Below are 12,811 nucleotides of genomic sequence, written 5' to 3'. Positions count from 1 at the left end.
ATTCGGTGCTTTACTCGTGAGTTTGGGGCGTTTATTCGTGAATTTGAACACTTTATTCGTGAGTTTCGCGCTTTTATTCGTGAGTTTGAGCACTTTATTCGTGAGTTTCGCGCTTTTATTTGTGAATTTGAACACTTTATTCGTGAGTTTGAACACTTTATTCGTGAGTTTGAGCACTTTATTCGTGAATTCCGATTTCGGCTTGAAAATGGACCTTTTTCACGCGAGTTTCTGCTATTTTTATAGCTAAATTTACTATTCAAACTCATATTTAGTGCTTTACTCGCGAGTTTGGGGCGTTTATTCGTGAATTGCCAACAAGCAAAAGAAGCGCCATAAGTTATGGCGCTTCTTTTAACAGTTAGGGCAGGACGGATGCGCCCATCAGGTAGCGGTCGACTTCACGTGCTGCTTCACGACCTTCATTGATGGCCCAGACGATGAGGCTTTGTCCTCTTCTTGCGTCTCCGGCAGCGAATACGCCTTCGACATTCGTTTTGTAATTGCCGTAGACGGCATCGATTTTTTGATTGGCCGTTTCTACGCCGAATTGGGTCAATAGCGGCATTTCCGTGCCTTCGAATCCGATTGCGATGAATACGAATTGTGCCGGCCATACTTTTTCCGTGCCCGGGATTTCTCTGAAAATGTAGATTCCATCTTCGCCTTTGATTTTTTCCATGGAGATGGTATGCAGTTCTTTTACGTTGCCATGTTCATCGGCTACGATTTTTTTTGTTTGAATCGAATATTGGCGCGGATCGGAACCGAATTTCGCTTCGGCTTCTTCGTACGCGTATTCAAGTGAAAAAACATTCGGATAAGCTGGCCACATATTATCGGATGTACGTGCAGTCGGCAGGATTGGATATTTCCCGAATTGCACGACGCTCTTACATTCCTGGCGAAGTGCAGTCGCGACACAGTCCGCTCCTGTATCGCCGCCACCGATGACGATGACGTCCTTACCCTTTGTATCTAAAAACTGGCCGTCTTCAAAATTGGAGTCGAGCAAGCTTTTGGTCGACGTCGTCAAGTAATCCATTGCCAGGTGAATGCCTGTTGCCGCGCGGCCTTCGATTTCCAGGTCACGTTGTTTTTGGGCTCCTGTGCAGAGGATGACTGCATCATATTGCTCTTGAAGTTGTTCGGCTGAAATATCTTTGCCTACTTCCGTATTCGTGACGAAATCGATGCCTTCTTGTGTCAATAAAGTAATTCGGCGGGCAACGACATCTTTTTCCAGTTTCATATTCGGGATGCCATATGTCAAAAGTCCGCCTGCACGGTCAGCGCGCTCATAAACCGTGACAGAGTGACCGGCTTGATTCAGCTGGTCGGCACTCGCCAATCCTGCTGGGCCTGAGCCGATGATGGCAATTTTCTTGCCGGTCCTGTTTTCGGGGATGCGAGGCGTGATCCAGCCATTTTCAAACCCTTTATCGATGATCGTCCGTTCAATGTTTTTGATGGAAACCGCAGGATCGCTGATCGCCACCGTACAAGATCCTTCACACGGGGCCGGGCAGACGCGCCCGGTGAATTCAGGGAAATTATTCGTTTTCGATAAACGGTCCAGTGCTTCTTTCCATCTGCCGCGGTACACAAGGTCATTCCACTCCGGGATCAGATTGTGGATCGGACAACCCGTCGTCACTCGGTTCAATTCCATGCCCATATGGCAGAACGGGGTGGCGCAGTCCATACACCGCGCTCCCTGTGTGCTTAATTTTTCATCAGAGAAAGGAGCTGTATATTCTCTCCAATCGCTTAAACGAGTGAGAGGATTCCGGTCTTTTGGCTTTTCTCGCGGATAATCCATAAATCCTGTTGCTTTTCCCATCTTTCTCTCCCCTTTCTTACAGCATCACTGCTTGTTTCGTGATTTTTTTTTCTTGAACGGCATTGGCTTGAAAGGCGCTCATGGCCGCTTCTTCATCCGTTAATCCTGCTTGCTTCTGCTCTTCGATGCTTCTCATCATCCGTTTGTAATCCTTCGGAATGACCTTCACGAATTTCTTTGCAAAATCATCCCAGTTCTCCAATACGTAAGAAGCTTTACTACTCTCCGTATAGTGAAGGTGACTGTGAATCATCTCTTTAACCTCGCTTGCATCATCGCCAAGCGTCTCGAATTCTATCATTTCAGCATTGCATAATGCCTTGAATTGTTCTGCATCATCAGCAAGTACGTACGCGATGCCGCCTGACATGCCCGCCGCAAAGTTTTTGCCCACGTCTCCGAGAATGACCACGCGTCCGCCTGTCATATACTCACAGCCATGATCTCCAATTCCTTCAACGACGACATTGACTCCGCTGTTCCGTACTGCAAATCGTTCTCCGGCACGGCCATTAATATACGCCTCGCCGCTTGTTGCACCGTATAAGGCGATATTTCCGGCAATAACATTGTCCCCAGCCTCAATCTGATTGCCAGCAGGTGCCGTGACAACGATCTTTCCGCCAGATAAGCCTTTCCCAACATAATCATTGACGTCACCTGTCAAATACAGCGACATCCCTTTTGGAATGAATGCACCGAAGCTCTGGCCCGCCGATCCCGTAAATCGGAGTGTAATCGTATCTTCAGGCAAGCCGGATTCTCCGTAACGCTTGGATACTTCACTGCCGACAATCGTACCGACCACACGGTTCACGTTTGTAATCGGGAAGCTGACATCCACCGGGGTTTGATCATGTAAAGCAGGCTCTACAACCGGTAAAATCTCACGGATATCCAAGGATTCTTCAATTTTATGGTTTTGCGGAAGCTGATACGTACGTATCCCCTCCGGTTGGAAAAGAAGTGTCGTCAAGTCCAGATGCTTCGCTTTCCAATGGTTTTGTGCCCGCTCGCTCACTTGTAAAACATCGGTGCGGCCGACCATATCTTCCAGTGTTCTAAAACCAAGCTCTGCCATCGTTTCCCGCACTTCCTCAGCAATGAAGCGCATGAAATTGACGACATGATCCGGATCTCCAGTGAACTTGCTGCGAAGCTCAGGGTTTTGGGTAGCTACCCCGACTGGACAAGTGTCCAGATGGCACGCACGCATCATCACACAGCCAAGGACCACAAGCGGCGCTGTAGCAAAACCGAATTCTTCCGCCCCAAGGATCGCTGCCATGACCACATCGCGCCCCGTCATTAGCTTTCCATCCGTTTCAAGGACCACCCGACTGCGCAGGCCGTTCAACATCAAGGTTTGGTGCGCTTCGGCAAGGCCCAGCTCCCAAGGAAGACCCGTATGTTTGATACTCGTTTTTGGTGATGCACCCGTTCCGCCATCATAGCCACTGATGACGATGACATCCGCGGCCCCTTTGGCCACACCGGCTGCAATCGTGCCTACGCCTGCTTTTGAGACAAGCTTGACGCTGATCCTGGCATCACGATTGGCGTTTTTCAAATCATGAATCAGCTGCGCCAGGTCTTCAATCGAATAAATATCATGATGCGGAGGCGGTGAAATCAAGCCTACTCCCGGTGTGGAACCCCGCACCTCTGCAACCCACGGATATACTTTGTTTCCTGGCAGCTGGCCGCCTTCACCCGGCTTTGCTCCTTGTGCCATCTTGATTTGGAGCTCATCGGCATTAATAAGGTAATGACTTTTCACACCGAAACGTCCGGATGCAATCTGTTTAATCCCGCTGCGGCGGTTATCACCGTTTTCATCTAAATGGTAGCGGCTTGGATGTTCCCCGCCTTCACCGCTATTGCTTTTTCCGCCCAAACGGTTCATCGCAATCGCTAATGTTTCATGTGCTTCCTGACTTAAGGAACCGAATGACATCGCGCCCGTTTTAAAACGGGTGACAATCGATTCAACGGATTCGACTTCATCGATGGATATGCTTTGGCGCTTTTGATCGAACGAGAATAAATTACGTAAAAACCCGAGTCTTTCTTCATTCGCCAAGTTTGAGTATTGTTTAAATAATTGATAATCGCCTTTGCGGCAGGCCCATTGCAGCGTATGGATCGTCTTCGGATTGAAGGCATGATGTTCACCCGTTTTTCGCCATTGGAAATCACTTCCGCTTTCCAAAGTTTGGTCATAGGAGGCTGCAGCTGCTTTTCTGTGCAGAATCAACGCTTCATTTGCGATCGTCTCCAAATCGATCCCGCTAAGCTGCGAGGCCGTCCCGCTGAAATAGCGTTCGATCACTTCAGCACCGATTCCGACCGCTTCGAAAATTTGTGCGCCGCGATAGCTTTGAATCGTGGAAATCCCCATTTTCGACATTACTTTTACGATGCCTTCCGTTACGGAGCGAACATATTTCCTTACCGTTTCCTCGTAGCTGACGGCTAAGCTGCCTTCCAATATCGCCTGCTTATACGTTTCATAAGCAAGATACGGGTAAATCGCATCCACGCCATATCCGATCAGTGCTGCAAAATGATGCACTTCCCTTGTTTCCCCCGATTCAACAATGATGCTCACTTTCGTACGGTTCCCATGACGGATCAGTTCTTGATGAAGGGCACTCGCAGCCAACAGCGAAGGAATCGCAGCACTTTCTTTGCTCATATCTTTGTCAGATAAGATCAAAAGGCTCACACCTTCAGCGATCGCTTGCTCCGCTTCACGGCAGATGCGGTCAAGTTCGCTCTCTAAATCTTCAGAAAATAAAGTGTGAATGACCTTGCTTTTGAATTCCGGAAAAGTATTCTCTTTTAGCTGCTGCATTTGTCCTGGCGTCAAAACAGGTGAATTCAATTGAATGCGGCGGCTGTTCGTTTTATCCGGTTTCAGCAAATTCCCTTCCGCCCCAAGGAATGTCATCGTGGACGTGACGATTTGTTCACGAAGCAAATCGATCGGCGGGTTGGTTACCTGGGCAAAGGATTGCTTGAAATAGTTGAAAAGCGATTGCGGGCGATCGGATAAGACCGCTAGCGGAATGTCATTCCCCATGCTTCCAAGTGGATCTTTGCCTTCATTGATGACCGGCAATAAATATTTTTGGACATCTTCATACGTGTATCCGAACGCTTTTTGCCTAAATAATAAATCACTCAACGGCTCCCCTTCGAGCACTGGTTCTTCGTCACTAAATTGAACAAGCTGTTCGTCCAGCCATTGCTGATATGGATTTTCCTGGGCCATTTCCGACTTGATCTCTTCATCGGAAACAATTCGGCCTTCCTCTAAATCTATTAACAGCATTCTGCCTGGGCTTAAACGATCTTTATATAGTACATTTTCAGGCTCTACATCGATCACGCCGACTTCAGAGGAGAAAATGATATAATCATCTTTTGTCACATAATATCGTGCCGGCCTTAAACCATTTCGATCAAGGATGGCCCCGATTTGTTTGCCGTTCGTGAAGGATATGGCGGTTGGTCCGTCCCAAGGCTCCATGAGCATGCTATGATATTCGTAAAATGCCTTCTTCTCCTTCGTCATATGCGGATTTTCCGTCCACGGCTCAGGGATGAGCATCATCGCTGCATGTGCCGGTTTGCGTCCTGCAAGCACGAAGAATTCGAGTGCATTATCAAGAATGGAGGAATCACTTCCGTCAATATCCAAAATAGGTAAGACCTTTTGCAGATCATCTCCGAATGCTTCTGAAACAAACTGCTGCTCACGTGCTTTCATCCAATTCACATTACCTCTAAGCGTATTGATTTCACCATTATGGATCAGATAGCGGTTTGGATGCGCCCGTTCCCAACTCGGGAAGGTATTCGTACTGAAGCGGGAATGCACTAAAGCAAAAGCCGAAACAAAATCTTCCTGTTGAAGGTCAAGATAAAAAGCATCCACCTGCTCTGGCGTCAACAAGCCTTTGTATACGATCGTAGCACTTGAAAGACTGGCAAAATAAAAACGATTTCCGCGTTCACGAGCCCAGTTTTCCGCTTGTTTTCTTATAATGAATAATTTCCGCTCGAATGCTAAATCATCTGACAATTCTTCGCTTGCCCCGATGAATACTTGACGGATCGTCGGACATGTCTCCTTGCCGACCTCCCCGATCTTCCCTGCATCTACAGGAACCGTTCTCCAGCCCAATACCGTTTGGCCTTCTTGCTCGATAAATGCATTCAAACGAGCTTCGATTTCATTCCGTTCCACATCATCGTTTGAGAAAAATAGCATACCTACACCATAGCGCCCTTTTGCCGGCAAATTCATTTCCGGGCATGCCAGCCTAAAAAATCCATCAGGAATCTGCACCATTAATCCTGCGCCATCTCCTGTCAGGGGATCGCTTCCTTGTCCGCCGCGATGATCTAATTGGCACAGCATCTTCAGTCCTTGTTTGACGATGTCATGTGTAGCAAGCCCTTTTAAATGAGCGTATAAACCGATCCCACATGCATCATGTTCAAATTCAGGATGGTAGAGCCCTTGTGCTTTTGGTATTTGGTTGTATGTCATAATAATCGCCCCCATCGTATTCTTACACCGTTATGTCACTTACATTTTATTCTAGGTTTTCAAATCGATATAAACAATATATAATTCTAGTAGAATCTATCTCAATTTGAGATGAATGCAAAGGAGATGGATAAATGGAACTACGGCAATTACGTTATTTTGTGGAAGTCGCGGAGAGAGAACATGTCTCTGAAGCCGCGGAGCACCTACATATCGCCCAATCAGCAATCAGCCGGCAAATTTCCCGACTGGAAGAAGAACTTGGTGTCTCTTTATTTGAAAAGGTCGGTCGAAATATTCAGTTAACGGCAATCGGAAAAATATTCTTGATTCATGCAAAAACGGCGATACAGGCGATAGAGTATGCTAAATATCAAATTGAAGAATTTTTGGATCCTGAACACGGAACGATTAAAATCGGATTTCCATCAAGCCTCTCCACCCATTTGCTGCCTACAGTCATTTCCGCCTTTAAAGATGAGCAGCCAAATATCGCGTTCCACTTAAGACAAGGATCATATTCCGCATTAAAGGAAGCTGTCAAAAATCGCGAAATCGGATTAGCCTTTCTTGGTCCAATCCCGACGAATGATCCCGATATCGAGGGCCATATCTTATTCACCGAAAATATATCTGCATTACTGCCAATCACTCACCGACTCGCTGACCGGAAAAGCCTGCGTTTAAGTGATTTAAGAAATGACCCATTCGTCTTATATCCCAAAGGATACATTCTTCACAGCATCGCGATCGAGGCATGCAAGGCCGCGGGTTTCACACCGAACATTGCCTCGGAAGGAGAAGACATGGATTCCATTAAAGGCCTTGTATCAGCCGGAATCGGGGTCAGTCTGCTTCCAGACAGCACCTTTTATGAAGTCATCCCAAGACTCACCGTCAAAATTCCCATCGATACACCGGAGGTCAAACGGACTGTCGGCATCATCACGCCAAAAAACAGGGAATTGGCTCCCTCCGAGAAGGTTTTTTACCAATTCACCAAAAAGTTCTTCTCTGTTCTCGAGCAATATCAATGAATTTTTCCGCACTTTGTCCCAAATAGTTCGTAAAAAAAATGTCGTCTGAGGTTTGCGATAACGTGAAGGATTCCAAAACAAAAGCAGCCATCGCTCGTACGGCTGCTTTGTTCCATATTGTCATCACGCTTACTACTTCCCCAAAAAAACTATTGAAGTAATAGCTTTCTGGGTGTAATCTTTTAAAGTGAAATATTTATAGAAAGAAGATTAACCAATGAAAAAAATCATCCTTCTCTTTGCAACCATATCCATTGCCTGCTCTCTTGGACATCAACTAAAAGGCGGATATATTGACCATCGTAAATTTCATCCTAGAAACGGCATAAGACTTCATAATAAAATAGGTAAGACTATCCTTTAAGGAGATGTTAAAACCTAGTTGCTCCTTGAGGGTGAACCAATCCGTTGTTTGACTGCTGAGCTTATCTATTATCATCAATGTCTCAAATCGTCCTGAGTTGTGAAGGCAGGCGGGATACCGATTCGATTATTCAATAAATTATTTGATGTTCCTGCTTGGAAATGAACCTCACTTCCAACACTGGCAAATGTGTGATCATTTTCAATCAAGGTGTTGGTCAAGGTCAATGGCAAAGCTGTATAGTCATTATTAACATTCCCATTATTATGGGAACCGCGTATGCCGATGCCAGCTGGGATAAAGTTATGTGCGGATTTATCGACATGGTAAATGTTGTTTCTTTGCAGTTTCGTGGACTTGTTGGAACTGAGAAACACAATTCCATTGTTGAAGCTGTTTTCTATCGTATTGTCTTCAATGACCGCATGTTTTGTCACGTGGATGCTGATACCTCCATGTGATTCATCGGCTGCTTCGACATTGCTTACGTAATTACCCTTAATCACAACCGATTCCAGAAATCCCGTCTCCATTTTAGTCAGGTCCGTAAATTGTGATCCGGTAACGGCGATGCCTCGTTCAGTAATCGTGTCATTTTTTTCTATATCATAAACATCATAATCATCCTGGGTGCCCACTCTTTGCTTATTAATCCGATTTCCTGAAATCGTAATGTCTCGAGGCGGGTAAGCGGACATCTTGCCGGCAGCATACTCCATTCCTCCAACGACGATCGGGAAACGTGTATTTAAAATGACATTGTTCGTGAAGGATACGTTTTGTCCCGAGTGTGAGTCTATTCCCTCCCATGTCGGATTATTGGCGACCACGTTCTGATCGACCGCAATGGTGTTGCTTGGCGGGAACTTTGCTTGTGCATGAACATCTGTGTGATTGATTTTCCGGTGGCTAAAAGCCATGCCATAGCTTTGCTGAGAGCTGCCCACGGTTGCTCCCGGCCAAAGGTCACTCACGGTCGTATGCTTTACGGTCACATTATTCGCTGAGACGCCGCCAATGCCGGCATAGCCTATATCCGTGATATTCATGCTTTTTTTATAAATGGTATCGGACCCTTTGATGGTCACACCGTCCACAAACTCCAAATAAATGCCATACCCTTCATAGCCGCTAATTTGAACATCTTCAATCGAGATATTTTTCAGCCTTTTCGCGTCAGCATCGTTATGGGTTGTCGGGTATGTACCAACTAATTCATCCGTTGATTTCGTTTGATCGATAGCGGTAACCTGGATGCCTCTATGTCTTGATGCATAATACTTCCTTGGTTCTCCTGTTACGGTATCTTCTGTTTTTCTTTTCCCATCCAGCTTAAGGTTTTTAATGCTAGCCTGACTTTCCAGTATTTTAATAGTAACCGGGTCACTTCTTGATTCGGTACAGATTGTCGTGACCGACTTGCCGTTATCCATGGTTCCTTCCAATGTAACTCCATATCTCATCAAAATAAAAGCACTCGCCGTGAAATTCCCTTTCGATAGAAGAACGGTCCCTCGGTTTCCGGTTGCGGTATCCCTCGGAAATTCTGAAACGCTACGAATGGCATTATTAACAGCAACTCTTACAGATGACGTTGCAGAGTTTGGTGCTAACGTATATGTTTCCATAAGGGTATTATTCTTGTCGAATAATTGGATGGTCGTTCCTGTTGTTGGTTCGCAAACCGGATTGGCTGCCGATATCATGGAATGGAGAGAAAAGAAAACACCCGCAAACAGAATGGACATGGCCACACTTCTAAACATTTTCATCTGAAATCCCCTCATGCTAGTTATTTAGCCAAAGATGGCTTTTGAGTATAGTTTTGCGATGTCAATAGTCTCAATGGAATGGCAAAACAACAGCGCTACCACTGTAAGTAACGTTGCCATTGCTTTTTCTTGCATATAAGTTCTCTCCTCTTGTTTTTTTCCGTTACCAGCTATATTACAAGAAAAAAAGCGACGTGAAGTTTCTTTTTTAAAACGCGAAAGACCAAATCTGACATCATGGGCAAAAGGCCGAATCAAAAAAACGCCAATCAGAATTGATGCTGTGGTAACCCACGCTTCAAGTGAGGAAATCAAGAGGAATTAGGTGGAGCCCCTTTTCAGTTCGAGCACGATTGGCTTTTTCACTTTTTCGTCGGTTTCCCATTGAATCGTCTGCAAGCTTTCGGTTTGCGTTTCATCTTTTATATCGACAAACACTCGGATTTTATCGGTTGTTTTTGATAGTAGATAATTCCCCGCTGGGATTTCTGTACCGACCACATAATGACCAGGATCTTTCATGATGATTTTTTCATTTTTTTTCACGACTTTTTCAAATTCAGAAGACTTGAATTCAATCTTCCCTTTAATCGAGAAATTTTCATTAATATATGATGGTTTTGCATGCAGTACAGCATTTTTGTGCATTTTATTGCCAAAAAACTCAGCTTCACTATCGAGGGATTTAATATCGTAATAACCCTGATCGATATCTTTCCCGACAATGATGTTTTGTGATTCCAACACCTTATAGGAAGCTGTGTTATTTTCCGTATTTCTATTATCGACACTAATCGCTGAAGAAACAAAGAACACTTTATAAATAAGAAATCCGCCTACTAATAATAGTAAAGTTACAGTCATCTCCCTTGAAATGATGAAAGAACAAGCAGTATTTGAGGCGCAACAAAGATTAAAAGGAGAATTCATTGAAATTCATTTCTCGGGGAAAATGGATGACTCGCTTAAACGTAAAGCAAAACATCTACAAATCGATGAAAGCCGGGACTATATGGTGGTTAATATCAATATCAAAGGAAGCGGTCATGATGAAAAAAAACGTCATCTGGCAGAGATTGCTAATAAAGTATGCAGGGAAGAGAACAAAAATGGATTGATTGTAACTAAACACAATCAGATTATCATGCTCTTTTCGTTTGATTCAAAATCTACACTCTCTTATAGCAACGCTAAAGTTGAGAGTGTGATAAACCTTTTCCTGGCCGAATTAACATTTAAGAAATGGGATATTTCTGTCTCTTTTGGGATCGGACGTTTAAAATCCGGATTAGCAAATGCTTATAAATCAGCGCAGGAAGCTTCTAAATGCCTTCAGTTCATTCAGGGACATAACTTAAGAACAAATGTATTGAAGTACTCTGTCCTTGGTATTCATCGTCTCCTATTGCAAAGCTCGGAAGAAGAATTGAAAGATTTTATTCAAGAGACACTTGGACCATTAATTAAATATGATCGTACAAAAAAAGGGGATTTATTGCATACCCTCATCAAATATTTAGAAAATAACCAAAAAGGTACTGATACAGCAAAAATACTTCATTTACATATTAATACCTTAAATTATCGCTTGAGGAGAATCGAAGAGATTTTGTCCATGCATCTATCTGATACTGAAAAGTTTTTAAACCTCCAATTAACCATAAAAATGTATCATTATATGAAATTTCAATAGTAATGCCTCTAACCATTAACTGGATAGAGGCATCCTTAAATTTTTTAGATATCATAATAGTAACGAATCTTATGGCTTTTAATATAGGATGATCTATGCCTGATGCTCGCTAGCTTCAAGACACTTTTACCATTCTCTATTCTCAAGTTTCATTATCGTCCATTACAGAAATCCAACGTCGTAAGTTACTTATATAGTATATCGTCCCTCAATGAAGCCACCTTAGTTAAAGCAACATCAATATCAGTTTCCTTCACGCCAAAATGTGCTAGAGAATCGTGAAGATGTTGTACAATAGCGTCAAAATGCGCCGGTTGTAAATCTAATCCTTCATGCGCTTTTTCCATTGATTTTCCAGAATACTGATTTGGACCGCCTAATGCAAAGCTTATAAATTTCGATTGATGACGTTTTTGCTTTTCCATATCCGTTTCCTTAAAGAAATGATTAATCGTATCATCCTTAAGTACCAACTCAGAATAAAAATAGTCAACTACGCTGGCTATCGCTTCTGCTCCGCCAACTTTTTCGTAAAGAGTTCCATCCATATATATACACTCCTATAGTGAATTTATAATAGTATTATCTTTCCAATAACTATTTTTATACTTTAGAAATGGCTCTTCCCATAAATATTTTTAAAACGAGCAGTTTGCGCATACTTTGTTGCTATTCACCAAGTAATGCGGTGCGTTGATTTCCCCTCCAATGCTCACCTTTACAGAGGGCGGGCAATGGATCCTCCTCGGCGAGAATGCCTGTGGGTACCTGTCCCGCTACTCCGCTCCAATCACCCTTAAATAGTTCCGTCATAAAAACAACTGTCCTTACGCAAAGACCCTTCTATATTTAGTTTAATATCTTCATCAGTAGCAGTAGCAATGTTCTTGATTTTTGCTAATATTTTCAGATTTATATAAGCGACATATTGGTGCAGTAGCGCAGTGTTTTCAATAATGACACTAATATTAGCAGGAAAGTAAATATCTTTATGAAGGATTATTTCGTACATGGCAATTTCTCCTGAGCTTGGCATGATTAATCCTGTAATCACTCTAAGGACCATCGTTTTACCGAAGCCATTCCTTCCATACAAACCATAAATTTTCCCGCTGTTAAACTCATAATTGATATCATGCAAGAGTGTCTTCTTCTTCATCTTCATGGTCGGCAAAGTACGCTCATTGCAAAAATCACGACTCATCCTTGGTTTTTCCCCACAATAAAAAGGCCGTTTAACAGATAAGTTAAACGGCCCTTCACCTTTTACTATTTAGCTTTCTTAACCGTTACTTTTGTTGCTTTTCCTGTATTGCCTNNNNGAGCCGGCTTTTTTCTTGCTGATTTTGATGGAGTAGTTCCCCTTACTATCAGCGGTTGCCGTTCCGATGCTTTTGTTGTTGTGCTTCACGGTAAGTCTTGATCCCACTTCCGCTTTACCGGTTACTTTTGTTGCTTTGTCGTTTACTTCATTCACTTTCGGTGCGGATGGTGCCGTTTTATCTTTAACCGTTGCTTTTGTTGCTTTTCCTATATTGCCC

General features: G+C 43.7%; 11 protein-coding genes. 4 read left to right on the top strand and 7 right to left on the bottom strand.

What is annotated here, in order from left to right; translation table 11 throughout:
- Positions 1 to 246, top strand: a 246-nt coding sequence (locus tag ASU00_RS25480; RefSeq protein ID WP_161809742.1) for a hypothetical protein, incomplete at its 5' end; no start/stop codon positions are given.
- 115 nt (positions 247 to 361) lie between these two features.
- On the opposite strand, the gene gltD is transcribed toward ASU00_RS25480, so the two are convergent.
- Both gltD and gltB read right to left on the bottom strand, forming a co-directional pair.
- Positions 362 to 1,843 (bottom strand): glutamate synthase small subunit, encoded by a 1,482-nt coding sequence (gene gltD / locus ASU00_RS14425; protein WP_057914175.1) that lies wholly within the window; start codon positions 1,841 to 1,843, stop codon positions 362 to 364.
- 16 nt (positions 1,844 to 1,859) lie between these two features.
- Positions 1,860 to 6,404, bottom strand: a complete 4,545-nt coding sequence (gene gltB, locus ASU00_RS14420) for a glutamate synthase large subunit (RefSeq protein WP_057914174.1) — start codon at positions 6,402 to 6,404, stop codon at positions 1,860 to 1,862.
- A gap of 134 nt (positions 6,405 to 6,538) precedes the next feature.
- Here gltB and ASU00_RS14415 point away from each other — a divergent pair, with 134 nt between their 5' ends.
- Entirely contained in the window at positions 6,539 to 7,441 is a 903-nt protein-coding gene (locus ASU00_RS14415) for a LysR family transcriptional regulator (protein WP_057914173.1), read from the top strand.
- 217 nt (positions 7,442 to 7,658) lie between these two features.
- On the top strand, positions 7,659 to 7,805 hold the full coding sequence (locus tag ASU00_RS25685; RefSeq protein ID WP_162531822.1) for a hypothetical protein: 147 nt from the start codon (positions 7,659 to 7,661) through the stop codon (positions 7,803 to 7,805).
- A 74-nt stretch (positions 7,806 to 7,879) separates the two neighbouring features.
- On the opposite strand, the gene ASU00_RS14410 is transcribed toward ASU00_RS25685, so the two are convergent.
- Both ASU00_RS14410 and ASU00_RS14400 read right to left on the bottom strand, forming a co-directional pair.
- Positions 7,880 to 9,577, bottom strand: a complete 1,698-nt coding sequence (locus ASU00_RS14410; RefSeq protein ID WP_057914172.1) for a right-handed parallel beta-helix repeat-containing protein — start codon at positions 9,575 to 9,577, stop codon at positions 7,880 to 7,882.
- Between the two features lie 321 nt (positions 9,578 to 9,898).
- Positions 9,899 to 10,441 (bottom strand): hypothetical protein, encoded by a 543-nt coding sequence (locus ASU00_RS14400; RefSeq protein WP_057914170.1) that lies wholly within the window; start codon positions 10,439 to 10,441, stop codon positions 9,899 to 9,901.
- 10 nt (positions 10,442 to 10,451) lie between these two features.
- Between ASU00_RS14400 and ASU00_RS14395 the strand changes: the two genes are divergently transcribed.
- A complete protein-coding gene (locus ASU00_RS14395) occupies positions 10,452 to 11,270 on the top strand; it encodes a PucR family transcriptional regulator (RefSeq protein WP_057914169.1) in 819 nt (272 codons plus the stop codon).
- A 185-nt stretch (positions 11,271 to 11,455) separates the two neighbouring features.
- On the opposite strand, the gene ASU00_RS14390 is transcribed toward ASU00_RS14395, so the two are convergent.
- The 3 genes from ASU00_RS14390 to ASU00_RS25475 form a co-directional block, all read right to left on the bottom strand.
- Positions 11,456 to 11,818 (bottom strand): group I truncated hemoglobin, encoded by a 363-nt coding sequence (locus tag ASU00_RS14390; RefSeq protein WP_057914168.1) that lies wholly within the window; start codon positions 11,816 to 11,818, stop codon positions 11,456 to 11,458.
- 248 nt (positions 11,819 to 12,066) lie between these two features.
- Positions 12,067 to 12,474, bottom strand: coding sequence for an ATP-binding cassette domain-containing protein (locus tag ASU00_RS14385; RefSeq protein ID WP_057914167.1), 408 nt, complete (start codon positions 12,472 to 12,474; stop codon positions 12,067 to 12,069).
- Between the two features lie 118 nt (positions 12,475 to 12,592).
- The coding region (locus ASU00_RS25475) for an Ig-like domain-containing protein (protein ID WP_236712745.1) at positions 12,593 to 12,747 on the bottom strand (155 nt) is incomplete at its 3' end.
- Between the last annotated feature and the right edge of the window lie 64 nt (positions 12,748 to 12,811).

The organism is Peribacillus muralis (assembly GCF_001439925.1).
GTDB lineage: Bacteria > Bacillota > Bacilli > Bacillales > DSM-1321 > Peribacillus > Peribacillus muralis.
The sequence above is the reverse complement of the archived record's forward strand: the minus strand, read 5'-3'. Positions and strand labels throughout refer to the sequence as shown.

Bases quoted from the DNA above. Each gene is read 5' to 3' on its own strand.
- ASU00_RS14395 (WP_057914169.1), top strand. From the start codon at position 10,452: ATGATGAAAGAACAAGCAGTATTTGAGGCGCAACAAAGATTAAAAGGA.
- ASU00_RS25685 (WP_162531822.1), top strand. From the start codon at position 7,659: ATGAAAAAAATCATCCTTCTCTTTGCAACCATATCCATTGCCTGCTCT.
- ASU00_RS14410 (WP_057914172.1), bottom strand. From the start codon at position 9,577: ATGAAAATGTTTAGAAGTGTGGCCATGTCCATTCTGTTTGCGGGTGTT.
- ASU00_RS14390 (WP_057914168.1), bottom strand. From the start codon at position 11,818: ATGGATGGAACTCTTTACGAAAAAGTTGGCGGAGCAGAAGCGATAGCC.
- ASU00_RS14400 (WP_057914170.1), bottom strand. From the start codon at position 10,441: ATGACTGTAACTTTACTATTATTAGTAGGCGGATTTCTTATTTATAAA.
- ASU00_RS14385 (WP_057914167.1), bottom strand. From the start codon at position 12,474: ATGAGTCGTGATTTTTGCAATGAGCGTACTTTGCCGACCATGAAGATG.
- gltB (WP_057914174.1), bottom strand. From the start codon at position 6,404: ATGACATACAACCAAATACCAAAAGCACAAGGGCTCTACCATCCTGAA.
- gltD (WP_057914175.1), bottom strand. From the start codon at position 1,843: ATGGGAAAAGCAACAGGATTTATGGATTATCCGCGAGAAAAGCCAAAA.
- ASU00_RS14415 (WP_057914173.1), top strand. From the start codon at position 6,539: ATGGAACTACGGCAATTACGTTATTTTGTGGAAGTCGCGGAGAGAGAA.